Source organism: Dellaglioa carnosa, from assembly GCF_026948345.1.
Classification (GTDB): Bacteria; Bacillota; Bacilli; order Lactobacillales; family Lactobacillaceae; genus Dellaglioa; species Dellaglioa algida.
Genome location: NZ_JANXLI010000008.1, coordinates 1 through 26,806 on the forward strand (window position 1 = coordinate 1; position 26,806 = coordinate 26,806).

General features: G+C 36.2%; 22 protein-coding genes. 2 read left to right on the plus strand and 20 right to left on the minus strand.

All coding sequences use genetic code 11. The features are described from left to right. Nucleotides 1–170 precede the first annotated feature (170 nt). The 3 genes from N0K80_RS07255 to N0K80_RS07265 form a co-directional block, all read right to left on the minus strand. The gene (locus tag N0K80_RS07255) at nt 171–1,652 is read right to left on the minus strand and encodes a helix-turn-helix domain-containing protein (RefSeq protein WP_269024253.1); all 1,482 of its coding nucleotides are present in this window, start codon (nt 1,650–1,652) and stop codon (nt 171–173) included. A 298-nt stretch (nt 1,653–1,950) separates the two neighbouring features. Then, complete coding sequence (gene galT / locus N0K80_RS07260; RefSeq protein ID WP_269024252.1) at nt 1,951–3,435, minus strand: UDP-glucose--hexose-1-phosphate uridylyltransferase; 1,485 nt, start codon at nt 3,433–3,435, stop codon at nt 1,951–1,953. Between the two features lie 24 nt (nt 3,436–3,459). Next, entirely contained in the window at nt 3,460–4,626 is a 1,167-nt protein-coding gene (locus N0K80_RS07265) for a galactokinase (RefSeq protein ID WP_269008131.1), read from the minus strand. A gap of 127 nt (nt 4,627–4,753) precedes the next feature. Here N0K80_RS07265 and N0K80_RS07270 point away from each other — a divergent pair, with 127 nt between their 5' ends. Beyond that, complete coding sequence (locus tag N0K80_RS07270; RefSeq protein ID WP_269024251.1) at nt 4,754–5,749, plus strand: LacI family DNA-binding transcriptional regulator; 996 nt, start codon at nt 4,754–4,756, stop codon at nt 5,747–5,749. 39 nt (nt 5,750–5,788) lie between these two features. On the opposite strand, the gene N0K80_RS07275 is transcribed toward N0K80_RS07270, so the two are convergent. From N0K80_RS07275 to N0K80_RS07340, 14 genes are all read right to left on the minus strand, one after another. Further along, entirely contained in the window at nt 5,789–6,646 is an 858-nt protein-coding gene (locus tag N0K80_RS07275) for a hypothetical protein (RefSeq protein ID WP_269024250.1), read from the minus strand. A gap of 140 nt (nt 6,647–6,786) precedes the next feature. Beyond that, nucleotides 6,787–8,274 (minus strand): helix-turn-helix domain-containing protein, encoded by a 1,488-nt coding sequence (locus tag N0K80_RS07280; protein WP_269024249.1) that lies wholly within the window; start codon nt 8,272–8,274, stop codon nt 6,787–6,789. A gap of 206 nt (nt 8,275–8,480) precedes the next feature. Beyond that, entirely contained in the window at nt 8,481–9,887 is a 1,407-nt protein-coding gene (locus N0K80_RS07285) for a C69 family dipeptidase (protein ID WP_269024248.1), read from the minus strand. 144 nt (nt 9,888–10,031) lie between these two features. Next, on the minus strand, nt 10,032–16,184 hold the full coding sequence (locus tag N0K80_RS07290) for a MucBP domain-containing protein (RefSeq protein ID WP_269024247.1): 6,153 nt from the start codon (nt 16,182–16,184) through the stop codon (nt 10,032–10,034). Between the two features lie 176 nt (nt 16,185–16,360). Next, nucleotides 16,361–16,519, minus strand: coding sequence for a hypothetical protein (locus N0K80_RS07295; protein ID WP_186726304.1), 159 nt, complete (start codon nt 16,517–16,519; stop codon nt 16,361–16,363). Nucleotide 16,520: 1 nt separating this feature from the next. Next, entirely contained in the window at nt 16,521–16,853 is a 333-nt protein-coding gene (locus N0K80_RS07300; protein WP_269024246.1) for a hypothetical protein, read from the minus strand. A gap of 1 nt (nt 16,854) precedes the next feature. Continuing rightward, the gene (locus N0K80_RS07305) at nt 16,855–17,448 is read right to left on the minus strand and encodes a DUF1700 domain-containing protein (RefSeq protein WP_269024245.1); all 594 of its coding nucleotides are present in this window, start codon (nt 17,446–17,448) and stop codon (nt 16,855–16,857) included. Then, nucleotides 17,448–17,756, minus strand: a complete 309-nt coding sequence (locus N0K80_RS07310; protein WP_269024244.1) for a PadR family transcriptional regulator — start codon at nt 17,754–17,756, stop codon at nt 17,448–17,450. The genes N0K80_RS07305 and N0K80_RS07310 overlap by 1 nt, the downstream gene beginning before the upstream one ends. Nucleotides 17,757–17,872: 116 nt before the next feature. Next, nucleotides 17,873–18,622 carry a hypothetical protein gene (locus N0K80_RS07315; RefSeq protein WP_269024243.1) on the minus strand — a complete coding sequence of 250 codons (750 nt, stop codon included), beginning with the start codon at nt 18,620–18,622 and terminating at the stop codon, nt 17,873–17,875. Beyond that, the gene (locus N0K80_RS07320) at nt 18,615–19,487 is read right to left on the minus strand and encodes an ATP-binding cassette domain-containing protein (protein ID WP_269024242.1); all 873 of its coding nucleotides are present in this window, start codon (nt 19,485–19,487) and stop codon (nt 18,615–18,617) included. The genes N0K80_RS07315 and N0K80_RS07320 overlap by 8 nt, the downstream gene beginning before the upstream one ends. Next, nucleotides 19,480–19,851 carry a GntR family transcriptional regulator gene (locus tag N0K80_RS07325; protein ID WP_269008144.1) on the minus strand — a complete coding sequence of 124 codons (372 nt, stop codon included), beginning with the start codon at nt 19,849–19,851 and terminating at the stop codon, nt 19,480–19,482. The genes N0K80_RS07320 and N0K80_RS07325 overlap by 8 nt, the downstream gene beginning before the upstream one ends. A 142-nt stretch (nt 19,852–19,993) precedes the next feature. Beyond that, nucleotides 19,994–20,416 carry a GNAT family N-acetyltransferase gene (locus tag N0K80_RS07330; RefSeq protein WP_269024241.1) on the minus strand — a complete coding sequence of 141 codons (423 nt, stop codon included), beginning with the start codon at nt 20,414–20,416 and terminating at the stop codon, nt 19,994–19,996. Beyond that, nucleotides 20,413–22,017 (minus strand): glycosyltransferase family protein, encoded by a 1,605-nt coding sequence (locus N0K80_RS07335; protein WP_269024240.1) that lies wholly within the window; start codon nt 22,015–22,017, stop codon nt 20,413–20,415. Before N0K80_RS07335 ends, N0K80_RS07330 begins: the two co-directional genes overlap by 4 nt. Nucleotides 22,018–22,062: 45 nt before the next feature. Then, on the minus strand, nt 22,063–23,181 hold the full coding sequence (locus N0K80_RS07340; protein WP_269024239.1) for a low temperature requirement protein A: 1,119 nt from the start codon (nt 23,179–23,181) through the stop codon (nt 22,063–22,065). 165 nt (nt 23,182–23,346) lie between these two features. On the opposite strand from N0K80_RS07340, the gene N0K80_RS07345 reads away from it, so the two are divergent. Continuing rightward, complete coding sequence (locus N0K80_RS07345) at nt 23,347–23,643, plus strand: antibiotic biosynthesis monooxygenase family protein (protein WP_269024267.1); 297 nt, start codon at nt 23,347–23,349, stop codon at nt 23,641–23,643. A 78-nt stretch (nt 23,644–23,721) separates the two neighbouring features. Here N0K80_RS07345 and N0K80_RS07350 read toward each other — a convergent pair whose 3' ends face one another. The 3 genes from N0K80_RS07350 to coaA form a co-directional block, all read right to left on the minus strand. After that, a complete protein-coding gene (locus N0K80_RS07350; RefSeq protein ID WP_057974313.1) occupies nt 23,722–24,072 on the minus strand; it encodes a DUF1516 family protein in 351 nt (116 codons plus the stop codon). Nucleotides 24,073–24,190: 118 nt separating this feature from the next. Further along, nucleotides 24,191–25,732, minus strand: a complete 1,542-nt coding sequence (gene guaA, locus N0K80_RS07355; RefSeq protein ID WP_186726306.1) for a glutamine-hydrolyzing GMP synthase — start codon at nt 25,730–25,732, stop codon at nt 24,191–24,193. Between the two features lie 133 nt (nt 25,733–25,865). Continuing rightward, nucleotides 25,866–26,786, minus strand: a complete 921-nt coding sequence (coaA, locus tag N0K80_RS07360; RefSeq protein ID WP_269024238.1) for a type I pantothenate kinase — start codon at nt 26,784–26,786, stop codon at nt 25,866–25,868. Nucleotides 26,787–26,806: the final 20 nt, after the last annotated feature.

Below are 26,806 nucleotides of genomic sequence, written 5' to 3' on the forward strand. Positions count from 1 at the left end.
TAATCGCCTTTTCTTTATTTACAATAAATGACTGTTTTCCCATTTTCGACACTGTGTAGCAATTGTTACAAAAGAAATCCCCCACGAATATCTCTTATTAATACTCTATGTTATAAAGTATAACGAAAACACCATAGGTTGTACTATCAAAAAAAAACGTCATTTCATTTTTACTGATAGTGCTTTCTAGTTACGTCCAATAAGCTTTTTTCTATTTCTGGCAAGTCACTATCAAGTCCTAACGCCGTAATCACATATTTAGCGAGCGCACTATTTTTGTAATTTTTATCCATGAAATTAGTCACGACCATATCGTAGCGGCGACTGGAGTCATAAACGCTCACATTAGCCCGTAGGTTCAAGTTCAGCTCTTGACTCGTATTCCTAACAAATAATTCCTTAACACGTTCATTCGCATTCAAATCAATCCCAAGCGTTAACATTTTTTCTTTTTCAAGAAGTTTAGCGCTGAATATTTCAATAATCTTATTACTAAATGGTTGCCTGAAGTGTCGATAAAAATCTGACCACTCCTTAGACAACTGTGGGCTTTCAATTAATTCATCCATGGCATCTATCACATTTTGTCTCACTAAATCGTTGGAGTATTTTTCTCGATACCCGTCCATCATGTAAGTCCCTACGGCATCCATAGTTCCTCGAAAACAAAATGCTTCAGCACAAATTGGGTATAGCGAATCACTAACATCTCCGCCACCAATTTTAATGTTCAACTTAGATTCAAATCCTTGCTCCAAGTACGCAACGGCCTGTTGTAATTTCGTATTGTTCTCTCGGTTAACCGCAATAAAATCGCGAGACAAGTACGTTGTCGAAGGCACCGGAACAAACGCGGCTGTCCACGCATACAATAAAGCACTCTCAAAATGAATGTCAATTTTATTCGAGAACTGCACGTAAACATCGTTCATCTTTTCTTCAACTTGATCAAACAACGAATTATTTGAGATCATGTCTTCTAAAACATCAGAGATTAACCAATTATCCCGATTCTTCCCCATCATTCTTTGAACACTAACCTTCATCCATATTTTTATTCTCATTAAATTACTATCATTAACGTTGAAATCAAAATATTTTTCAAATAGCTTAATGTACTCAACAATAACACCGGCTTCTACCGTATCATCGAAATTAAAGTCCGTTGCTAAAAATAATGAATAGTAGAAGAATCTAATTTGTATCTCGCTACCCGTCATTTCACCATGTGCAATTTGGATATCAAACTCAGCTAATAATCTATTTAATTGTTTAATTCTTCTAAAAATTGAAGATTCACTAACGTTCAAACTGAGACTTAGATTATCAACACTATTATTCTCATTGTGATAAAACGCCATTAAAATTTGATAATTTATTGATTCTTGAACGTATCGATAAATCGTTTCATAAAAATTGATTTTACCTCGTCCAATGAATTGAACGTTATTCTTTTTGATAATCATGAAGGGTTCATCACCCGAATTAAATTCATCATCTAATTGTTGTAACGCGACTCGCAATGCCGTATTTGAGACATTTAATTGATCACAGATTGCCTTTCTCGATAATCCGTGTTGGTCTAACGATAACAATTCAATAATTTCACACATTAGGAACTCTTGTCGATCTAAGATATCTTTCTTGTACATTTATTCCTCCAAGAATTTTTCGATCGGCTTTTATACATCGACCTTTAGATTAGAATAATATATACCTTATTTTACCACAGTGTGCCAAGAATGGGATATTCTATTTTATCCTTAATCTCTAATACCCATTCCCCCATTAATACTGGTAAATGTCCCATCTATTAACCACTTGTTTATTAAATTAAGATTAAATTTTTACGCCAATTTTAATCTAAAATAAAAAAGAATAGTAAGTTTGGCAGTCATCCACCAAACTCGCTGTTCTTCCCTATTCTAATCAATAAGTTGTAACTTTCCTCTAAACTTGTTCAACAAACTTAACAAATGCATCCTGTCCATGAGCATCTTGTTTATAAACGCCGGCGTCTTCTAGAACACGCATAAAGACTTTTCCGACTTCATTTTGTACAACCGTACCAACTGTTTCTTCTGAGATTGTTGCATTTTCTCGTTTAATCTCGTCAGCCCACGTTTGGTGATACGCTGCGATGTTATTTGGTTGATCAATCAAATATTTTTCAACTTCTGCCATTTCAGTTTTTAAACGTGGTGGCAAGATAGCTAATCCCATGACTTCAATCAAACCGATATTCTCTTTTTTAATATGTTGTACATCGGCATGCGGATGGTAAATACCATCAGGAAATTCATTAGACGTTTGATTATCTCGTAAAACTAAATCTAATTCATAACGATCATCACGCATTCTTGCAATCGGCGTTACCGTATGGTGTGGTGTTCCATCAGCATCTTTAGCTAAAATTTGTGCGTCGTCATCGCTATATTTTTGCCAAGAAGTCAGCACTTTTTCCGCTAAATCAACTAACCGTTCTGGATCTTTACCATTTAATCGGATAACCGACATTGGCCACTTCACAATTCCCGCCTGAATATCATCAAAACCGACAAAATGCATTGTCTGACTGATTGGTGCTTTTGCCATTGGAAAATCATGGCGCCCGCCTTGATAATGTTCATGCGTTAAAATCGATCCGCCAACAATCGGTAAATCGGCGTTACTACCAGCGAAATAACCAGGAAATTTACCAACAATTTGTAACAAATCTTCAAATGTTTTCTTGTTAATCACCATTGGTTCATGCTTCTCATCTAGGAAAATTGAATGTTCTTTGAAATAAGCATAGGGTGAGTATTGAAATCCCCACGTTGCTTTTCCTAAATCAAAACGTACAATCCGATGATTACGGCGGGCTGGAAAATCTACCCTCCCAGCATAACCTTCATTTTCCATACATAATTGACACTTAGGATAACCTGTTTGCTTCATGGTTTTCGCTAATGCAATTTGCTTTGGATCTTTTTCAGGTTTAGATAAATTAATCGTAATCTCTAAATCACCATACTTTGTCGGTACCTGATAAGCAATATTTTTAGCAATAGCGGCCACTTTGATGTAATCGTTGGCTTGGCTCAATTCATAGAAATGTGCCAACGCAGCCTCTGGATCTTTTGCATACAAATCCCAGAATCTTTTATTAACATGACTTGGAATTGGTGTAACCAAATCCATTAATTTAGCACCAAGAATATCTTGTTCTGCGATTAATTCATTTATTTTTTTATTCTTGATAGCTAACTCAAGTAAGGCATCTTTAGCGGCGATTATTGTATCATCAACTGGTTTATCGAGCTCTAACTCTGATTCACCAACCAAATCCAAAACAACGTTCACTAAATAATTTTTATCATCCATGGAATAAGTGATTGGATCAAACCGAATCACTTTATCGACAAATCTTGAAATCAATTGATTAGAATCCATATTTTTTCCTCTATCTCTTTATGCTTAATCTAGTTTTTTTGCGCCATCAGAAATTTCTGCTAAATAGAAACTTGGTGCATAACCAATTTTTTCTTCGTAAATGCGTCCAACTTCTTTTTCAAACGTTTCAACTTGATCTTTAGCAACGATTGCAATTGCACAGCCACCAAATCCGGCACCGGTCATTCGTGCACCTAGCACACCAGGTTGTTTCCAAGCCGTTTGAGCAAGTGTATCTAATTCAACACCCGTCACCTCATAATCAAACTGTAATGAAACGTGTGATGCGTTAACTAGTTTACCAAAACGTTCTAAATCTTTATCTTGTAAAGCTTTTTGAGCCATGATTGTTCGTTGGTTTTCTGAAACTGCATGACGCGCACGTTTTAAAAGATTTTCTTTTTGGATTAAGTAAGTTTGTAAATCAAAACTTGCATTATCCATATCGCCTAATGATTTTATATCATTTTTTTCTTGTAGTAATGCTAATGCTGCTTCACATTCGCTACGTCGTTCGTTATACTTGGAATCTGCCAATTCACGACGTTTGTTTGTGTTCATAATAATAATAACATTGTCTTGTAAATCAATTGGTACCAAATCATATTCAAGCGTGTTTGTATCTAATAAGATAGCATGATTTGCTTTACTCATACCAACCGCAAATTGATCCATAATACCTGAGTTAACACCGATAAATTTATTTTCTACTGTCATACCCGTTTTAACAAGGTCAATGCGATCAATATCCAAATTAAATTGGTCTTCTAAAATAACACCCATCAACAATTCGATTGATGCAGATGATGATAAACCGGCACCATTTGGGATATTACCTTCAAGAAGAATATCCAATCCTTTATCAATTACGTATCCTTGTTCTTGCAAGTAAACAATCATTCCTTTTGGATAATTTACCCAGTTATGTTCTTTTTGATATGATAGATCACTTAAATCAAATGATACAACACCGTTATCTTTAAAATTATTCGACATGATGTTAATTTTTGTATCATCACGTTTTGTTGCAACTGCATATGTGCCTAATGTAATGGCCGTTGGAAATACATGTCCACCATTGTAATCTGTATGTTCACCAATCAAATTAATTCGACCTGGTGAGAAGTAACTTGCATTTGCATCCACGCCGTAAACATCTTTAAATTCGCTCTTTAACTTATCAATTTTCATTATATTTTCCTCCAATTTATTAACCGCTTTCATTTTACTAAATATTTACTAAAATTACAATCTTTTTCACTCAATTATTTTTATTATGGTAAACTAATAAACATAATCACCCAATCAGGAGGTAGTCATGGCAACACTTAAAGATATTGCACAGCTTGCTAAAGTTTCTAATGCGACTGTTTCCCGTGTCTTAAATTACGATCAAACATTATCTGTCGGAGATGATACGCGTAAACGTATTTTTGAAGCGGCAGAAAGTTTAAATTATTCAAAAAATACAAAGAAGGCAACAACGACTAAAGGTAAAATTGCCATCGTCGAATGGTACACAGAAAAAGAAGAATTAGAAGATTTATACTACCTTTCTATTCGTATCGGCGTTGAGCGTAAACTAATTGAACTAGGCTATGAAATTACCCGTTATTTCCAAAATGATCAATTCGATTCCTTAAATAATGTACTCGGGGCCGTTGTTATTGGAAAATATAGTCCCGCACAGATTACCGAACTAAAAAAAATGAATTCAAATTTAGTTTTTGTTGATATGAACACACTGGATGCCGGCGTCAGCTGCGTTATGACTGATTTTAAATCACCAGTTAAGTCGGTAATCGATTGTTTTAATGAACAAGGTCTCACAAAAATTGGTATGCTCACCGGACAAGAAAGTACTTTTGATGGTGTTAACTTAGGACCCGATCCTCGCTTCATCTACTTTAAACTATATTTAGAAAATATGAATAATTATCATCCCGAATGGATTTACACAGGTGATTTCACGCCAGAATCTGGTTACCAGTTAACTTTAAAATTATTAACTGACCATTCAGATAATATGCCAAACGCACTATTCATCGCAAACGACGCAATGGCCATCGGTGCATTACGTGCCTTGAATGAATCGACGATTAAGGTTCCGGAACAACTCAGCTTAATTAGTTTCAATGATACCTCTATCGCCGAATATACTTTCCCGGCACTTAGCTCAGTCAAAGTTTACACTGAACAAATGGGAAAATCCGCCGCTGAATTGTTAATTAATCAAATGACTATGTCTGATGAAATCATTCCTCAAATTATTACAATTGGAACGACTTTATCGCTCAGAAACAGCTCAAAATAAAAATAGGTTAATTCAGAGTTTTCCTGAATTAACCTATTTTTATTTACCCCTATTACGACCAATTAACCAAAATACTAGGCCAACGGCCACCATAATTAAACTTCCAACCAGCATCGTATCAAAGGTATCACTAATATACGTATTCACGATATCAGTAAATACTGATGCTTTACTAGATACAATCTCAACTACCCCACTATATACGACAATTGCTGATCCAATTGCAACTAAAATACCACTCCAAATCGCACTAGTACCAACATATTTAAGCGGTAAAAAGAAGGCGCGATTAATAAGTACTAGTAGCAACAAAATTATAATCGAAGCAATCAGACTGTATAAAAAGAAGGATTGAACTATTGATTTCGTTGAATTAACCATTGATGTTATTTTTGAAAGATATGGTGTTTGAATATTATTAGTCAAATACTCATTCAGGTTACTTTTAAAAGTTGCAACCAGACTATCTACTTCACCACTCGCCATCGCATTTGACGCATTAGCTCTTTTCGAAATGTTACTAGCAACTTGATTTGTTATCTCCGTTGGATTAATTACTTTTTCTTTACCCGTGTAGATATTACTAAGACTCGCTTTTGCGATATCATCAACTTGTTTATCTGTTAACGCATCTTTGACAACTGATGTTGGTACGTTATTTAACGACGCAATATTTGAAATTGCATCGTTCATCTCCCTGGTCACTAAACTTACGCTTGTGTCCGTCAAGACTCTATCTTCCGTATATTTTTGATCTAACACGGTCATCCTTAAAACACTTGTCACAAATAATACGATTAAGCTAAGTGTTAAGAAGAATGCCAACCAGCCGTTCAATATTTGATGACTGTCCACTTGATTTGAGCTGTTATTCTGTTTTTGAAATTCTTCTCGCATTATTTTTCTCCTTTTAAAGTTTCTGATTTTCTCGATGAGACTTTCGTAAATCAATTGTACTCGCCATAACTAGAAAATGGTAGTTTGAACGATTAAAGTAAATTATTTATGAGACCTCAATGCAAACAAAAAAAGTATTATCACTTTTCATGATAATACTTTTTTAGTATCGCCGTTAATTTTTGCTCTACACCAATCACGTCGTTATCCGTACCTAAGCCAGTAATAACGTACTTTTCAAACGTTGAATTCAGATAATTTTTATTCATGAAATTGGTAATGACTAAATCATAATTTCGATTGGAATCATAAACATCTAAGTTCACTCGTAAATTACCATTTAATAATTGGCTGACGTACATAATAAAAACATCTTTAACTCTTTCGTCCGTGTTTAAATCAACACCTACAGTCAATAATTGTTCCTTAGCCAGCAGCCGTGAATTAAAGATTTCCATAACGGAATTAGCGAATGAAACACCATACCTCAAATAAAATTGGTGCCATTCAGGTTGATCTTTTACTTCTTCAATCATTGCATCCATTGCTTCTTCTACATTTTTACGAACCAGTGCGTTATCACTTTTGATACGATATGTCTCCATCATCGTTGTACTAACTGATTTTAAAATACCGTGAAAGCAAAATGCTTCTGTACAGATAGGATATAATGATGCACTTAAATCTCCGCCAGAAATTTGAATACCTAAACTTTTTTCAAATCCATTTTCCAAAAACTCAACAGCTTGTTGTAATTTATTATTATTTCTCCGGTTAATGGCCACAAAATCATGCGCAACAAAGGTACTCCAAGGCACCGATACAAATGCTATCGTCCACGCGTAGAGCAGAGCACTTTCAAAATGGACATCAACTTTGTCTTTAAATTGTTTAATTATCTCCCCTAACTCTTCTTCGACGCTATCAAATAAAGAGTTATTCGTAATCATATCTTCTAAAACGACTGAGATGTTGTGGTTATCTTGATCGTTGACCGTCATTCGTTGACTCGTTACTTTTAACCATATCTTCACTTGAACTAGACTACTATCGTTTACATTGAAATCAAAATATTCTTCAAATCGTTCAATGATTGTCATGATACTGCCATTTTCGATTGATTCTTCAAATTTAAAATCAATTCCTAAAAATAATGAGTAATAAAAAAATCGAATCTGACTCTCATCACCCAACATGACGCCTTGCGCAATTTTTAAATTAAAACCCTCCAAAAGAGGCGTTAACCGTTTGATTCTTCTAAAAATTGAAGCCTCACTTACGTTTAATTTGGCACCTAAATTTTCAACCCTAGTGTTACCTTTAGTATAAAATGCCATTAAAATTTGATAGTTAATAGATTTCTTGATGTAATCATATATTTTTTCATTGAAGTTAATTTTACCTTTACCGACTAATTGGACATTATTTTTTTTAACAATCATGTAGGGTGTGTCCCCAGAATTGAAATCTTCATCTAGCTGAAGCAAAGCAACTTTTACGGCGGTTTCGGAAACGCCTAATTGCTGACATAACGTTTTTTTTGATAACCCGGTTTCATTTAACGCTAAGATTTCAATAATCTCACAAATCAGCCATTCCTGTTTATCAAGGATACTTTTTTTGTACATACTTGCCTCCAGGTTTTTCTAATCGTCATCATATTTTTAAATAAATTTATTTTTATCATACGGAATACCATTTCCAAAAGAATAAATTCTCTTTTTAAGATTTTAACATTTAACGTATCCCGTGTCATTTTTTTCCAGTCTAGATATGTCATGCCAACAAAAAAACCATTATCATCAGATAACAGTTTTTTCACATTATTATTAACTTAATCGTTCAGGTTATATCGTAATTTCATTTGTTCAGAACCAGAAATAACCATCTCACCTAATAATTGTGTTTGGCGTTTCAACGATTCCTTAGCTAATTTAGCATTAATTTCTTCTAAGAATGTAGTAGCGTTAGATTTTGTAGGTAATGCCTTATCAGCGGCATTTTGAATGGCGTGGTACGCGCTCATCGCTTCTAGTTCGAATGTATTTCGCATATCTACATAGAAATCATAATTCGTATCGCCCAATAATGCCGTCGTACAACTTAACCAATACATATTGTTCAAATCAAATTCACCGGTCGCATTTTTATACGAATCTGGCGTGTCATTAACATTAGCATAGAATGGCACAATTGTGTTAAATGTATTTGCCCCATAAGCCAACCAATGAATACCAGCGATTTCATCAGGAACATCATTACGAACTTGTAGTAAATGTACATTATGATTACGGTTAATTCCAATTGGACGAAAACGAGTTTTAATATCTTCAGGTGCACTTCCATAAGGATCATAATCCGTATTTTCAAAATGCGCACTTAAAACAAATTTCACGTCTTCAATCGAGATTTTACGATTTGCACGACGGATAAATGGTAAGTCTTGATCCATTGGATCCTGTGTAATTTCAGGATTAAAGAATTGTTGACCATACCATGTACGAGGATTGTTATAAACTGTATCTTTAATTGATGCACTACCAAAAATATGACGCAGATTATAACCGTCAAAATCAGGATTCAAATGATTATTATCAATCAAAACTTGTAAATCTTCAGAACAAAGAGTGTCTTCTGAATCAAAATCAAATGTATCAATATTTCTACGATTAGGTGCTACTACGTAAGCGTCATCCGGAATACGGACGGCGGCCCAGTGATGACCACCAATTGTTTCAAGCCACCAAATGCTATCATTATCAGAAAATGCGATACCATTTGGTTCATATGTGCCATGAGTTAGAAGTAAGTCACCTAAACGTTCTACACCTTCTTTAGCGCTATGGATATAAGGTAAAACAAGTGTGACAAGATCCTCTTCGCCAATACCGCCAGCAACATATGGATCAATCCCTTGAATCCGTGGATTAGTTGTTATTGTTTCTGTTGCAGACATTGTAACGTTGTCACTATTAATGCCCGCAGCGGGCCAAATACCGTTCGTTAAGAGTGAGTTTGGAATTGATGTATAACGCATTGGGTTATCCGGTAATTCTACCTTCACACCACTGATCACAGCTTGATAATTACGAGGTTGATCTTCAGGTTGTACCACAACAAAACGTTGTGGGTCTAAAGCCTCATGCCCATCGTCATTTCGAGAAATCATCGTTGAACCGTCGATTGAAGCCTTCTTACCAACTAGAATTGATGTACAAGAACCGTGAACTCTTTTTTTCATTTTCCAAACACTCCTTATCGATTTAATACTAATAGTATAGCTGTTTTCACAATAAAATAACAGGTCTTAACGTCAAACAAAAAGAAGTCTTAACGCCAGTTTCGGCGTTAAGACTTCTTCAATTAATTCTAAATACTTACTTGCTTACTTCTTTGTCCGTTTTGCTTTTTTTCTACCTACCATAAAGATCAGTGATGTTGCGAGTAAAGCAGCACCGACCAAGGTCATCAAAAGACTTGTTGCTTCATCAGTTTGAGGTAAACTTCCTGTTTCAGTTTTTGTCTTGTTGGCTGAGGTTGCGTGAGAACCGCCATTTGGTGTATCAGTCAATGTTGTTGTCGTTCCTTTAGACTGATCATCCGTTGTTGGTGGTGTTACAACGACTGCTTCCTCGTCCTTAAGATAAACATACGTAACTGTTTGCGTCGCATCTGTGAAGATTCCTTCAGCATTGTTTGGTGTTTCTTTCAATTTCCAACCTGAAAGTTGTTTTGCCTTAGATGTATAGCTGTCGCCAACTTTTCCAGAAAGTGTAATCGATGCCGATAATTCATTACCATCTTTATCAACATATTTAACTGTTACATCTTTAGCTTCTGCTCTGACGTAAACATAGGTGACCGTCTGAGCCTTATCTGTAAACTTACCCTTTGCATTGTCTGGCGTCGTCTTAAGCGTCCACCCTACAATACTCTTAGCAGTTGTTTCATAGGCATCCCCTAACTTACCAGAAAGGTTGTCAGGTGTTGCTAATTCGTTTCCTTTTTCATCTACATATTTAACTGTTACGGCCGCAGCATCTGTTTTTTCATACACATACGTAACCGTTTGAGCCTTATCTGTAAACGTCCCCTTAGCATTCTTTGGTGTTTCTTTTAATGTCCAACCTGCCAACTCTTTTGGACTAGATGTATATTCATCGCCAATTTTCCCCGACAAACTATCAGGCATTGCCAATGCGTTACCATCTTTGTCAACATAGTTAACCGTCACATTGGCCGCATCTGTTTTTTCATACACATATGTGACCGTTTGTGCAGTATCTGTAAATAGCCCTTTGGCATTAGTTGGTGTTTCTTTTAATGTCCAGCCAGCAAACACCTTAGGATCAGTTGTATAAGCATCTCCAACTTTTCCAGAAAGTACGTCTGCCTTAGCTAAATCATGACCTTCTCCGTCCACATATTTAACTGTAACAGGGACGGCGTCCGCTTTTTCATAGACATATGTGACCGTTTGTTTAGTATCCGTAAAGGTTCCGGTCGCATTTTTTGGTGTCTCTTTCAGTGTCCAACCGGCAATATTCTTAGGCATTGTACTGTATGGGTTGTCAATCTTCCCTGAAAGAATGTCTGATGCCACTAATTTGTTTCCTTTTTCATCAACGTAATTAACCGTTACATCAGCCGCGTCTGCTCTTTCATACACGTACGTGACTGTTTGTGCTTTATCTGTAAACGTTCCTTGTGCATTATTTGGTGTTTCCTTTAATGCCCAACCGGAAATATTTTTAGCCGTTGTGTTATAAGGGTTAGCGACCTTTCCTGAAAGCACATCTGACGCCGCTAGTTTATTGCCTTTTCCGTCAACATAATCAACTGTCACATTAGCTGCGTCTGCTCTTTCATACACATATGTGACTGTCTGTGCTTTATCTGTAAACGTTCCTTGTGCATTATTTGGCGTTGTTTTTAACGTCCAACCTGATAATACCTTAGAATCAGTCGTATAAGCATCCCCAACTTTTCCTGAGATAACGTCGGCTTTAATTAAATCATTGCCTTTTTCATCCACGTATCTAACCGTAACGGACACAGCGTCCGCTTTTTCGTAAACGTATGTGACTGTCTGCGCCTTATCTGTAAACGTTCCTTGCGCATTATTCGGTGTTTCCTTCAACGTCCAACCAGCAATATTCTTAGCCGTTGTACTGTACGGATTAGAAACTTTCCCTGAAAGAATATCTGATGCTACTAACTTATTACCTTTTCCATCAACATAATCGACAGTTACATCGGCCGCATTTGCCTTTTCGTAGACATATGTCACTGTTTGTTTAGCGTCTGTAAACATCCCTTGCGCATTGCTTGGTGTTTCCTTTAATGCCCAACCGGAAATATTTTTAGCCGTTGTGTTGTATGGGTTAGCAATTTTCCCTGAAAGCACATCTGGCGTTGCCAATTCCTTACCATCTGTATCAACATATTTGACAGTCACATCAGCTGCATTCGCTCTTTCATACACATATGTGACTGTTTGCGCTTTGTCTGTGAACGTTCCTTGCGCATTACTTGGTGTTTCTTTTAATGCCCAACCTGACAATACCTTCGAGCTAGTTGTATAAGCATCTCCAACTTTCCCTGGAAGAACATCAGTGTTCGTTAAGTCATTACCTTTTTCATCCACATACCTAACCGTGACAGGAACTGCATCTGCCTTTTCATAGACGTATGTGACCGTTTGTTTTGTATCCGTGAAAGTTCCAATGGCATTCTTTGGTGTTTCCTTCAATGTCCAACCGGAAATAGTTTTAGCCGTTGTATTGTATGCGGCGTCTATCTTTCCTGAAAGAATATCCGATGCCACCAGTTTGTCACCTTTTTCATTTACGTAGTTAACTGTGACGTCAGCCGCGTCCGCTCTTTCATACACATATGTGACTGTTTGTGCGTCAACTGTGAATGTACCAGTTGCATTATTTGGTGTTTCTTTTAATGTCCAACCAGCAATATTTTTAGCCGTTGTATTGTATGGGTTAGAAACTTTTCCCATCAACTTATCTGGATCCGCTAACTTGTTGCCTTTTTCATCCACATAGTTAACTGTGACCGGTGCCGCATCTGCTCTTTCATAGACGTAAGTTACTGTCTGTGCATCCGCAGTAAACGTACCACTTGCATTTTTTGGTGTTTCTTTCAATGTCCAACCGGAAACATCAGCTGCAGTTGATGTATAAACGTCACCGAAATCACCCGTTAATTCTTTCGAAGCGGCAATTGTTTTACCAGCCTCATCGACATATTTTACTGTGACTGGTGCAGACGTTTTCTTATAAATATAAGTCACTTTAACGGCGTCTGCTCCAAATTTACCAGAAGTTTTACCTTCCACCTTCACAAAGTCATAACCTGGAATTTGTTTCTGAGTTGTTGTGTAGTCATCATCAAAGTAGCCACTTTGTACAACATCATCGGCAATCGTATCGCCTTTAACATCAACGTAGCTCGCCGTTACATCAGCACTGGCACGAATTAATTGCGTCCCTATGGCACCCGTCTCAACAACTTGTAGCTTATTAGCCGCAATTCCGAAACTGTTATAAGCACCACGCGTTTCTTGAACAGCACGTGAAACTGCTGTTGTTTTAACCGGTTTATTACTAATTAATGTTGAATCTGAAATTTCAGATTCTTTAGGTGCAACTAAATCAAATGATAACGTTACGCCCTTGCCTTGAGCCCATTCAACGCCATCGTTAAGTGTGATTTTGTATGAGTGAATGGTTGACCAATCACTTACTTTGTCGGCTGCTACCCAAGTTGCATCCTCAGCACCTGCTGGATCAACAATTTTAGCAGCGCCTGCTGGGTAAACAGTATTTTTATCCAAGATACCCGCACGTTTAGGATTTTTAGAAGTACTGTAGAGCACGGTCATCTTATTTTCCCACTCGCTAGGTAATGTAATTTCACCATCTAACTTCATTTCATAAGCTGAATTACGAGCGGCACCATCAGTAATATTGGCATCTCCGATTGAAGGTAAGACATCTAAAAATTGCATTGATGTTATTTTATCGTCAGTATCATTTTTAAGAGTTGCTTTATAGGTAGCTTTTTTACCAACCGTTACATTACCTAAATCGCCATAACCAGTATCCTTATCACCTTTGATACTTGTGCTAATATCGAGATTAGACGCTTTATTTAAGACGTAGGCGTTACCCGTTTTAACAATTGGCGTATCCGTTTTACCATCTTTATCAATATCGTCCGTATCTTCAGATTTAACGGTATCCGTTAAGAGAACCGTATCACCTGTTGGTTTAACCGCGGTATAATCAGTATCACCGATGGTACCAATCATATTAAATGTCATATTAGGTGTTGCGTCTTTAGAGATATCTACTTTAAATTGTCCCGTTAAGTAACTACCGGAAACTAACTTACCATCTTCCATCGTCACTTTAACCATTTGACGTCCAGTACCCTGATAATCTTTGTCGTAGAGTTCGGCACTGTATTTGGTTGAAGAAACGGCCTCTTTAAATGTGACCCCAGTTGGTAAAAGAACGTAACTTGTGTAAGGCCCATTTAAGGGTGAAATTGATGCTTTATTATTTTCAATTGAAGTTAAAACTGTGTTTTCACCTTCATTGACGGTACTTCCAACAGTATCTAGTAAACTAACTGAAGCTTTAACAACTTTAGTTTCTCCGGTTGTTTTAGCCGCAACTTCAACACGACGGGGGCCAATTCGGTCTGTATAGACCTGACCAACATCGCCACTAAATTCTTCTGCCCATGTATTCGTTGTATAATCTACATATCTTGCTGCTTCAAAACCTGTTTCATCGGCAGACTGAGCACCGTAAAAGGTCATATCCATGGTATTTTTTACTTGACCCGTATAGCCTTTATCAATCGTAGCATTAACCCTCATACCATTATTGTATAACCCGGCCGGAGCCATTTTGATTGGTTTTCCGTCTGGACCTTCAGATCTTTCTGCCGCCGCATCCCGATTTGCTGGAACTTTTGTATAACTTTTATCATGGAACCATAACCAAATATTCGCAACCTTTTTCCCGTCTGGGATTCCTAATTGAGAACGTGAATATTTAGCGTTCGTTTGCATATCCATCTTAAGTAATGACCAATCGGCATCGACTTTACCATTTGTTTCATATTTTACCAACATCGCAAATGAAACTTTTTCCTTAGGTGCTCCATATGTTGGTAGCTTATTATTTGGCATGTAATAAAAATTACCAGTCGTGAAACTATCAAGATCTAAGTGCGCATCCATATTATAATAAATATTGTAATACGCAAATCCAATATATGTTGACGTTGCTGTTTGTGATGATAATGTTAAGCCGTAACTTAAGAAAGCATCATCATTAACTGTTATATCAGGATCAATATTCGAAGTCGACGCCACCCCACCATTTCCATTCGATGGACCTAAATGGTTAGTCGGAAATGCTGAACCACCAGGAATTGGAATTGGTACTTCCGTAGGATCATTTGGCATAACCATAACAACTGATTTAATTGGTGTCGTATCATTCGTACTGCCGTCAAGGAATGTTGCCGTTGAACTCATTGTATTCGTAATTTGTGAGTAGTACGCCGCAGTATCCGAAACTTTAGCTTGAATTGTGACATTTTTTTCAAAGAAGTTAGTTGCTGCGGCCTTTTGTTCTGCGTAACTTGGTGCTGTATATTCCCAAGTTAACGTTCTACCATCGGCGCTGACTTTAGGCTCTTGTGCCCCATCTTTTACACCGTAATAGTCTAACCCTGCTCCTAAAGTATAGGTTGCCTTGACTGTTGATCCTTCTTTAACATAAAGTGCACCCGATGCTTTTTTGGGTGCACTAATACCGACACCGTAATTAACGATATCGCCACGATTAGGATTATTATATGTTTGGCCTTCAATGCCAATTAGTTTATTTGTTGCAGCATAATTATTATCCGCTGTGATTTTCACTGCTGATTTTGAGTCATAACTCTTACTTTCACCATTTTGATCTGTACCAGTGAAAGCCGCAGCTACATTCAAAGTTGTATTAGGTAAAATTGCTCCATTGGTTGTTTGAATTTTTAAAATTGCTTTATTAGCAGTTCTTGCATCAAGTTTATCAAAATGATAATTCAAGATACCCTTATCTTTATCGTAAGTTGGTGTGACGCCCGCAATTTTAAGCTCAGCTAAATCTTGCGTAAAGGTCACATTCTCATCTAAATTGTCCGGTAACGTTACTTTTAAATCAACGTTTGTGAATGATGTATCTCGACCTGACATTTTAAAATACAGATTAAAATCAGCCCATTGTCCGGCTTCAATTGTATCTTTTTGAGCCTCAATGGTAATATCTGTATTAACATCTCCGGCACGCGTCATACCCGTTTTTGACTTAGCGGTAGTCGACGACGATGATGTTGATGGTGCCGCTTTTGCGGTCGTCGTTTCGGATGTTCTGTTAACCCCCTGTGCAAAAACAGACGATAATGGTAACTGTGTAAACAACGTAATAACCGTTGTTGCGATTGTTAGTCCTTTTTTCATATTTAATTCCCCCTGTAATCCAATAACCCATGTACCACCCCGGTACAAGCAAAGTGTACCTTAACGCTATTTTTTTGTAAACGATTTCAACTCAAGCTATTAAAATACCCACGTATGAACCTAATAAACGTTAGATTCATGCGTGGGTATTTTTAGTAGACCAATTTAACCGTTATTTAAAAATAAAATGTTCGTCCCCATTCATGCACACCCGTGTAATCAAATAATGTTGAATTAAACCCGGATAACGCATAACTACTAAACATAACAATGGCACCAAACCAAATCATGAACAAACTAATCTTAATCCAATTATGACGTATATATTCAAACATTTTATACAATCTCCTTTAATCTTCTTTTCAAAATCCGACCTACTAAGTGCGTTAAACCTGCCACGAATCTAATTAAATATCTGACCGAATACCAAGCCACCGGTGCCATTAGAAACCCAACACCCAACATTGTAGCCCCTAACCCCAATTGCATTAACCCAATTAGTAACCCTTGTCTCAGACCTACAAGCGGCGACAAGAATACGCTAAACACACCAACAATAATTGACGATAAGGATAAGACACTTGTGGCTACTGGGATTAACCACATTAATAGATAGCCTACAGTAACTAAAAATATACTCACCAATTTATGTCGTAATTGTCTTATCATTTTAAGCCGCCGATCCTATTTTTCTTCTTAATAGCCGACCTATCCAACGCGTTAAATTAACTGAATATACGATTAAGTATTTTGCCGTGAATCTTGTCATTACGCCACATAAGAGCCCCACGCCAATCATGACAAATCCCATGCCAAATTGCATTAAGCCAATCACAAATTCCTGATTAACCATCACAACTGGTGACAGTATCAAACTAACAGCTCCACCCAAGACAAATGATGCGAAAAAAATGCCGGCAAGTGCTGGTACCAACCAAATTAAAAGATAACCCGTTGCAATCAAAATGGCAGCCGTTAACGCTAAACTTCCCCATAATGGTGATCCCAATATAAGTAAAACAACAATTAATGCCGTTAACGTTGGTGACCGTTTTTTCTGTCCACCTGGACGCTCAATCAGCGCCAATCTCATGGCAATTTGGTTCGGCGTTTCTAAACTAGTAAAGATGGTGGTTTCGGATTCGCCGGCCTCCAATCGGTCATCGATTAGCTCATCGTAGTACGCAATCGTATTATCAACATCCATCACTCGATAACAATTGAGTTCTTCTTCCAATTTTTTAATAAATTTTCTTTTATCCATTAGTTAACCCCCTTTATGTAATCATAAACCGTCATTACTTGTTGCCAATCATTCAGAAATCCCTGAATATCCGCTAGCCCCGTTTCGGTTAGATGGTAGTACTTTCGCAATCGTCCATTATGCTCAACACTGTAACTCTCAATAGCCTCTTGTTTTTCCAAGCGTTTCAAAATAGGATATAGAGTTGAATCTGAAAGATCAATGACTCCCGACGTGTCCTTAATAATTTGATAACCATATGAATCCGACGTTCTTAAAGTAGCTAGCACACAATATTCCAACATGCCTTTTTTTAACTGACTATTCATCAACTCACTCCCTTCAAAATATATACTATACGTTACATAGTATGATGTCAAACACTATATTTATTTTTAGGCATAAAAAAATCCTTTGGAAACTCTCCAAAGGATTTAAGAATAACTTATTTACTACGTTTAAAACTAAGCGTTAGACGTTTAGTTTGCATGAAGTATTGGCAAATACCTGCAAAGACAAGTGGAATGACGATACTTACTAGTACGATAAGCCAAAGATATGGCTGTCCAAAATCAAGTTCATCGATACTTCCCATCCCGCTAAAATCATTATAATAATTCTGCCATCCAGGTAATAAGTTCACGATAGCAGGTTGAATGTATGCTTCAAATAATTTTGATACAACCAACCAGGCGCCTAGAACAACCCACCATATTTTACGTTCAAATAATGTCACAAAACTACTGATAGCAATGGCACCGGCCATTATGCTCCAAATACCCAGGATAATTACAATGATCATTTTAGGGTCCAATAAATTCGTGGTACCCGAATAACGACTGTTAAATAAGATTCCCATAATTGGGTAAAAAATAACAAATGTCACCAGTTGGCTACCGAAAAGGCTGACCAATTGTGTGATGTAACTCGTTTTTCTAGATATACCATTTAGAATACCAAAATCAAATGGCTTACGAGCTGTTGTAAATGACAGTATAATTAGGTCCGCCTGCGTCACAATCAACCCGCCTGCAGCTAAACTAATGCCCAACGTAGATGATAAGACTGAAAAATCGGCAAGTTTAATACTCAAAATAATTTCAGTAATAATCATAAACGCTTCTACAATCAGAAATGCAATAATTAAATCACGCCAGATGGCCGTTAATCGATACTTTAACATTGCTTTAAACATTTAACTCACGCTCCTCTTCGGTTAACTTGATAAAACTATCTTGTAAATCACTATGTTTAATCACAATACTGTCAGGAATAATGCGATCGGCAGGAAGGTCGGCGTATATGTAACAAGTGTAGAGTGTACCAATCTGTTCATCGTCCAAAATTTGAAGACCCTGACAGTACAACTGGACTTCCTCTTTGGGTCCACTAATCTGATAACTCTTTGCCAATAAATCTTCGACATCAGAATCAATAATAATTTTTGCATCTTTTAGTATCAAAACATGTGCCACTAAATTAGCGATTTCTTCAACAAGATGTGTTGAAAGAACAACTGTTCTTGCTCTATTCTCATAAGCTTTTAAAATATAACGGTATAGCATAACTCGATGGTTAGCATCCAACCCCAGAATAGGTTCATCCAGGAAAACATATTCCGCGGGTACACTCAGCGCAACAATCGTTTTAAAAATTGTTCGATACCCCGTTGAAAGTTGTGAGACTTTTTTCTTAGGGTCCAGCTTAAATGCTTTTAACATCTCATCCGCCAATGTTTGGTCGAAAGCCCCCTGTAATAAAGTCGTTTTCTTCATAATATTCTTTAAACTATCCGACTTATTAAAGAGATTATGTTCTGACATTAAATAAAATTCCTGAACTGGGTGATCACGCCCCGTTAATTCTTTGTCCTGCCAAACAACTGATCCGCTAGAAGCGAAGATATGATTAGCTAAAATACTCAACAACGTACTCTTTCCCGCACCATTCCGGCCTAATAATGCATAAATTGTATTAGGTTTAAGATTCAAATTCAAATCATCCAACACTACTTGATTACCAAATTTCTTCGTTAAATGCTTTGTCTCTAAATTACTCATTATCATAACTCCTCTCAATAAGTGCGATTAGTTCAGCCTTAGTTAACTTTAATTTTTGTGCTTCCTTAATGAACGTTTCAACGTAATGATCATTAAATTCAGCTTGCCGTTTAGTTGTTATCTGATCCTGTGCCATCTTAGTCACAAACATTCCACGCCCTCTTTTCTTTTCAATTAAACCGTTCTCTACCAACTGGTTCATTCCTTTTAAAACTGTCGCCGGATTAATATTAAATTGCCGTGAAATCTCGGTCGTTGAGGGTACTTGGCTTTCGGCCGGGAAAATGCCCGTAAAGATACCCTCTTCAATTTGTTCAGCTATCTGCCGATATAAAGGTGTTTCATTATCAAATTCAAAAAACAAAATTATCACCACTTTCGTTAGTTAGTTAATTACTTATGTAACTAACTTAGCATTTATCTTTTTATTATGCAACCTTAATGGTTAAATCATTTATGACAAAAAAAGAGATAAAGCTGTTAGACGGCTTTATCTCTGAGTTAAATTATTTTTTCCACACCATTAAATATTCTTTTTCATTGTTATCTGTATCCATATCTTCTGACTTAATTATAAACCCTTCTCTTAAATAAAAATGAGTTGCCCGTTCGTTTTTTTGATATACATTTAAATTTAATTCAGATTTTATCTTTTTTGCATCATCTAATAATTGTTTCCCAATTCCTTTAGATTGCACATTAGATGATACAAATATGCCAGAAATATAGGTGTCATTCAGACCAATAAATCCTGTAATTACACCATTTTCTTCATATACAATTATTTCCGCGAGCGGCAACATTTTTTTAACCTCATCAAAATGACTTTTCCAATAGTCTTTAGAGATAAAAGCGTGCGCAGTCACGTTTACCTGATACCATAATTGAACAATTTCTTCAATATCATCGTTCGTTGCTTGTCTTATCATTTATTCTTTCTCCCTTTATTACCTAAAATAACGACCTGTCTTTTCCAAATAAATCCTAAATAAATACCTATCGCTAACCAACTTAATAACGTTATATAACCAGAGACCTTTTGAATCAAGGTCTTCTTATACACCACTTGATATACCATTTTCCCAGGCATTATTTTTGCCGCCACAAGCCCATGACTCGCGTACGTCGGAATGGTTTGATTATTATCCATCTGAACAACATACCCTTTATAATAAATTTTCGGAAAAACAACAATAGTTGGTTGATCAAAATTAAAGGATCCTGAACTCTTTTTTTCACGTAGTGCTTTGTAATTGATATCTTTAGGTAGATAATCAAGGCCACCACCAATAGCAGTATTATATTTTTTCGTTATATTCTGGTTCGTCAACGTTAAATTATTAGCTTTAAAATTATTTGATACAGAAAAATTAAACGTCATCGCCAACATCAGGATTAAAAAAATTAACGATTTAAAATACTTATGTTGATTCGTTTCTGACATTTTTGCCAGCAATAAACTACCAAATAATGTCGCAAAAATTAGAATCCGCCATTCAAATTGAATATTTGAAAACCATGAGTCTTTAAGCATTGGCCAAATCAATAAATTAGTTGAGCCAACCATAAACAGAATTGTGATTATTAATAATCGTTTAATGATTGGTAAACTACTTCTATACATGAATAAGCCAACAATCACGGCCAACATTAGGAGCGGTCCAACATTGGGAGAACTATTATTCCAGACACCTGCCGCATTTGACATTGATCCATAGATTAATTTAGACAAAGAAAAATCCAGCCCGGTCCCCCATAATGAATGATGTCCCATGAAATTATATTTTTCACTCGCCATTTGTTCTAAAACTGGAAAAACTGTCGCGCTTGCTAATATAATGGCGAATAGATAAGCATCAAATTGTCGTTTTACAAATTCAATTGATTTTTCTTTTTTGATTAATACGTATATATTAATCACTCCTATGATATAGACACAGATTAGCGTAGTCATGGGATGAATACTTGTGACTAACCCTAATCCTAGCGCTAATGTTAGGATACCGTGTTTTTCATTTTTATAGACCTTATAAAATCCTAAAATAACCAACGGTAAAAAGATAAAGGCACCGGCCTCGCCCAAATCCCCACGAATAAACAAATCACTCAATCGATAGGTACTACAAGCATAGACAACTGTTGCCAGTAACGCCGTTCGCCTATTTTTAAAGAAGTATTGCGCAGAATAGAAACCCACGAGTAGCGTCGCAAACGTATACGTCCCAATTAATAAGTAATATGATGCGATAAAGCCTAATCCCAATGAATAGAATAAGACAAATGGCAGTAAACTGTAGGATGGATAAAATAAATCAGTAGCATACCCATAACCTTTTGCCATACCATCAAAAATCATGGGATGAAAATCCTTGTTCACCATAACCGAATGGTAATAAGACAGTAACCTGTTTTTATGAAACAAAAAGTCATCATTAACATTTATTTTATGCTCTAGTAAAAATGGCATAACCGTTAGTATTGAGATACCGATAAATAGTATCACCATTAAAATTTTATTTTTGCGTGACATGAGAACCCCTTAATTTTAAGCCCATTGATTCGGATTAATGCTACATTATGATCTAGTCTTTATAATCATATACCGCACATACACAATTGAATTAATAATAGCAATCAAAGCAGTCGTTATGACAACTACTGCAAATTGATTAACCATCAGACTTACCAGTAATCCAACAATTGTTGTAATGGTAAAAAAGACAATTACCTGCTTATCTGAGTTCAACTGTTTCTTATTATACGGACTCGTTAAAAATAATCCTAAGTAAAACAAACTTAAGCCTAAATATAAACTTAATATCGCAAAATTTTTAGGAATGTGGCTCTCTCCGATAAACTCTAACGAAACAGTCACCAAACTTATCCCAAATAAAATGAAATAATGAACATAAATTAATCGAATACCCGTTTCATCAGAACGATTCTCGTCTATATAATGATCCATTTGCGTGATGTACGTCATAAACAGTGCGCCAACAATTGTAAATATGAGAATCGAATAAAAATTAAACGTTTTAACCGTAAAATATGACGCAATACCAACGATAGTTTCTCCAAAAGTAATGATTGTTAGTAATGTTAATCGTTCCAATATATGCGGAAAATTAAGTGCATGGAGCTTTAAAATAGATCCAAAAAGACCTGGTAATACCCAACTAATTGCAATACCAATCAAGGCGACCGGAATACCCAACTTAAGTGGTAAAAATGCGCCAATAAAAACTAAGACTGTTCGCGCCGCAGTAATTGTCATCATGAGTCTAGAAATTCTTTTATCTGCACTTTTTTTAGAGGTCAGATAGACCGTTCCATACTGAATGACTAATACGGTGGACAACAGCCCCGTTGCGACAGCAAAAGGTTGAAACCAATCTTGAATATTACCTTTAAACGCATTAGACATATATAACAAAATAGCGACGTCAATCATAAAAAGAATAATATCCGCGATTGAATTTTCCCCATATCGATTAATAAACACACTCTTAATCATCCAGGTATTAATAAAAACAACCATTACTACCGAAAAAATAATAAACGCTTCGGCGACGCTCGCCAGATTCCCTTTAAAATGATAAAGCAAATCAGTCGTTTGCGAAATTGCATAGGCAAATACTAAATCATAAAATAATTCCGGTAATTCAACTTTCTTCTTAATTATTTTTTCCGCCATGTTAATCTCCCTCAAAAATGGTTTACTCTTATTATAAACGATTAATTAAGTTCAAGCCTCATATTAACTTTGATTGACCCTAAAATAAGCTGTTCACCCTATCCCTTTCATGTTTTCTTCAGAATGGTACAATTAAACCAACAAAAGAAAGGTTCGGTGAAAATAATGCCTATTACAGTTAATATTTTATATAGTGGTACTGGCACGAATGCTCAAGACTTCGCCAATGAAATGATGTCTACCGGAGTCGTGTCACAGATTAGACAAGAATCCGGAAATTTACGTTATCATTATTTTACGGATATGGAAGATAACCAATCTGTCTTACTAATTGACGAATGGACTGACCAAGCAGCTATTGATAGTCATCACAAAAGTGACATGATGACCACCATCGCAGAACTCCGCATAAAGTATCATCTTAAAATGCAGGTCACTCGCTATGTTAGGGATGAAAAGTAGCCCGTTTACGCTACCCTTAAACAAAAATACCGCATAACAATTAGATTTCCGTCTAATCGTTATGCGGTATTTTATTATCTAGATAAAAGGTCTTCCACCCGCAAGCATAAGTCCTAAAACCCCTACTCCTATACAACAGATGCCCACTGCGTAAATCACACTTTTATTTAATTGTTTTCTGTTTTTTCGTGCAAAAGTCATTTCAGTTAATCCGATAAATATTATAGCAACAATCAATTTAATGGCTGTTAGCATTGGATCCCTTTGCCATGCATAGCCCAACAACATAATCCCACTAGCAATTGAAACCAAATATCCCAGTCTTGTAATCATTTGATAAATTTTTGTATTAGAATTTGTAAAAATCGTGAGTGCCACTAAAACTGCTATCACAACCCAAGTAATAAGATGTATCAATAACCAAATCATAGTTAATCTCCCTTTAAATTAATCTTATTATTAGTTTATCATTATTCTTCGTGAAATCAAGGTTTCAAAATTTATGCAAAAAAAATAATCCTTTTGTTAAAGGATTATCTGTTTTAGTCTATTCCCACTCAATAGTTGAAGGCGGCTTGCTCGTAATATCATACACGATACGGTTAACGTGTGCGACTTCATTTACGATACGTACTGAGATATTTTGTAAGACATCCCAAGGGATTCTAGCAAAATCAGCAGTCATACCATCAATTGACGTTACGCCACGAATACCAACTGTGTAGTCATAAGTACGACCGTCACCCATCACACCAACACTTTTAATGCCCGGTAGGACAGTAAAGTATTGCCAGATTTCACGGTCAAGACCAGCTTTTTTAATTTCTTCACGTAAGATTAAATCACTATCTCTCACGATAGTTAATTTTTCTTCAGTAATTTCACCAAGTACACGAATTCCAAGACCAGGACCTGGGAATGGTTGACGCCATACTAATTCATCACTCATACCCATTTTTTCGCCAAGTTCACGAACTTCATCTTTAAATAATGTACGTAATGGTTCAATTAAACTAAATTGCATATCATCAGGAAGGCCACCAACATTATGATGAGATTTAATCGTTTGGGCAGTCTCTGTCCCAGATTCAATCACATCAGTATAAAGTGTTCCTTGAGCCAAGAAGTCAATTCCCTTTAGCTTAGTAGCTTCATCATCAAAGACACGGATGAATTCATTACCAATTGTTTTACGTTTCGTTTCAGGATCAGAGATTCCCTCTAATTTACCTAAGAAACGTTCTTGTGCATCAACTTTGATAATATTTAATCCAAATTTACCGCCAAGCATTTCCATAACTTGATCAGCTTCATTCTTACGAAGTAAGCCATGATCAACGAAAATGCTTGTTAATTGGTCACCAATTGCTTTGTGTAATAAAACACCAACAACTGAAGAATCAACCCCACCAGATAAACCAAGAAGAACCTTCTTGTCACCAACAGTTTCGCGGATTTTAGCAATTTGTAAGTCGATAAAATCTTCCATTGACCAGTTACTTTCAGCTTCACAAACATCAAATGCAAAACGACGTAAAATGTCATCCCCAAATTCAGTATTGCGCACTTCAGTATGGAATTGAAGACCATAGAATTTTTTATCAAGATTTTGGATTGCAGAAATAGGACAGTTAACTGAAGTTGCAACCGATGTGAAACCATCAGGAACTTCTGTTACTAAGTCACCATGACTCATCCAAACAGTTTGTTCAGTTGGTAAACCTTTAAATAAAGTTGCTTCTGGATCTGTAACTTCGATAACGGCTTTACCGTATTCTTTGTTATTTGCATTTTCAACTTTACCACCAGGCATGCAGTATGCCATTAATTGCATACCATAACAGATGCCTAAGATAGGAATGCCTAATTCGAAGATTTCAGGATCAATTCTGAATGCATCTTCATCATAAACACTATTTGGGCCACCAGAAAAGATAATACCTTTAGGGGCAATCTCTTTTATTTCGGCCGCACTAATCTTGTGTGATAACAATTCAGAATAAATTCCAAATTCGCGCACACGACGAGTAATTAATTGATTATATTGACTACCAAAATCAAGAACGATAATTTTGTCGAAATCTTGCATGTTAACGTTGGCCAAAAATAGTCACCTCTTCATATTTTTTAATTTCTTATTACGTCTATTCTACTGATTGAAACCCAGTTGGTCAATCGTTTGATTTAATTTTCATGAAAATCTGTGAAAATACGTCTTTTTTCTAATATTTGCGTAAATAAACGGTGTTGATTCGATGCTCGTCTGTCTTCTCTAAAATAAGATCAGCACGATTTCTAGTGGGTAAGATAAAGGTATTCAAATTCTTTAGATTCACGGTTTTCCAAACATTACGAGCTAACTTAAATGCCTCATCATGACTACCAATTGCATAGTCATAATAGTAATTTCCAGGTTTCTGAAAAGAAGTATTCAATAAGACACCGAAACGTTCCAAATACCATTTTTCAATTAAATCCGCATTGGCATCAACATAAATTGAGTAATCAAAAAAATCACTAACATACAGTTGTTGGTTACTAGGTAATTGTAAAACATTAATCCCTTCGACAATTAAAATATCAGGCTGATCAATAAGTTGAACGGCTCCCGGTACAATATCATAACTATCATGCGAATAAACAGGTGCTTCAGTTTTCAACCCACTCTTAACATCATTCAAAAATAAAATCAGTTTCTCCATATCATAACTTTCTGGAAACCCTTTGCGGTCTAATATATCTCGACGAATAAGCTCTTTATTGGGAAATAAAAAACCATCTGTCGTAATTGACTGCACCTTTTTAGTTGGATATAACGTCGTGAGCAATAGTTGTAATAACCGTGCAGTCGTACTCTTACCAACTGCCACGCTACCCGTGATGCCAATTACAAAAGGCCATTTTTTAGCTTTAATTCCCAAAAAATCGGCTTTTTTTGATTGCAAATCTTGTTTACCCGCCAATGTCATATTCAATAAATGAACCAGGGGCATATAAATTTCCCGTACATCTTGAACCGATATTTTATCGTTGACGGATTGAATTTGATTCAATTCTTGTTGGGACAATGAAACCTGCTCCGCTTTATAGAAGTTTTGCCACTCATCCCTTGGAATTTTATAATAATTCATTTGTTTATCCATTTTAGAAATCCTCTAATAAA

Coding starts and splice junctions, on each gene's coding strand:
- N0K80_RS07255 (WP_269024253.1), bottom strand. CDS start 1,652: ATGTACAAGAAAGATATCTTAGATCGACAAGAGTTCCTAATGTGTGAA.
- galT (WP_269024252.1), bottom strand. CDS start 3,435: ATGGATTCTAATCAATTGATTTCAAGATTTGTCGATAAAGTGATTCGG.
- N0K80_RS07265 (WP_269008131.1), bottom strand. CDS start 4,626: ATGAAAATTGATAAGTTAAAGAGCGAATTTAAAGATGTTTACGGCGTG.
- N0K80_RS07270 (WP_269024251.1), top strand. CDS start 4,754: ATGGCAACACTTAAAGATATTGCACAGCTTGCTAAAGTTTCTAATGCG.
- N0K80_RS07275 (WP_269024250.1), bottom strand. CDS start 6,646: ATGCGAGAAGAATTTCAAAAACAGAATAACAGCTCAAATCAAGTGGAC.
- N0K80_RS07280 (WP_269024249.1), bottom strand. CDS start 8,274: ATGTACAAAAAAAGTATCCTTGATAAACAGGAATGGCTGATTTGTGAG.
- N0K80_RS07285 (WP_269024248.1), bottom strand. CDS start 9,887: ATGAAAAAAAGAGTTCACGGTTCTTGTACATCAATTCTAGTTGGTAAG.
- N0K80_RS07290 (WP_269024247.1), bottom strand. CDS start 16,184: ATGAAAAAAGGACTAACAATCGCAACAACGGTTATTACGTTGTTTACA.
- N0K80_RS07295 (WP_186726304.1), bottom strand. CDS start 16,519: ATGTTTGAATATATACGTCATAATTGGATTAAGATTAGTTTGTTCATG.
- N0K80_RS07300 (WP_269024246.1), bottom strand. CDS start 16,853: ATGATAAGACAATTACGACATAAATTGGTGAGTATATTTTTAGTTACT.
- N0K80_RS07305 (WP_269024245.1), bottom strand. CDS start 17,448: ATGGATAAAAGAAAATTTATTAAAAAATTGGAAGAAGAACTCAATTGT.
- N0K80_RS07310 (WP_269024244.1), bottom strand. CDS start 17,756: ATGAATAGTCAGTTAAAAAAAGGCATGTTGGAATATTGTGTGCTAGCT.
- N0K80_RS07315 (WP_269024243.1), bottom strand. CDS start 18,622: ATGTTTAAAGCAATGTTAAAGTATCGATTAACGGCCATCTGGCGTGAT.
- N0K80_RS07320 (WP_269024242.1), bottom strand. CDS start 19,487: ATGAGTAATTTAGAGACAAAGCATTTAACGAAGAAATTTGGTAATCAA.
- N0K80_RS07330 (WP_269024241.1), bottom strand. CDS start 20,416: ATGATAAGACAAGCAACGAACGATGATATTGAAGAAATTGTTCAATTA.
- N0K80_RS07335 (WP_269024240.1), bottom strand. CDS start 22,017: ATGTCACGCAAAAATAAAATTTTAATGGTGATACTATTTATCGGTATC.
- N0K80_RS07340 (WP_269024239.1), bottom strand. CDS start 23,181: ATGGCGGAAAAAATAATTAAGAAGAAAGTTGAATTACCGGAATTATTT.
- N0K80_RS07345 (WP_269024267.1), top strand. CDS start 23,347: ATGCCTATTACAGTTAATATTTTATATAGTGGTACTGGCACGAATGCT.
- N0K80_RS07350 (WP_057974313.1), bottom strand. CDS start 24,072: ATGATTTGGTTATTGATACATCTTATTACTTGGGTTGTGATAGCAGTT.
- guaA (WP_186726306.1), bottom strand. CDS start 25,732: ATGCAAGATTTCGACAAAATTATCGTTCTTGATTTTGGTAGTCAATAT.
- coaA (WP_269024238.1), bottom strand. CDS start 26,786: ATGGATAAACAAATGAATTATTATAAAATTCCAAGGGATGAGTGGCAA.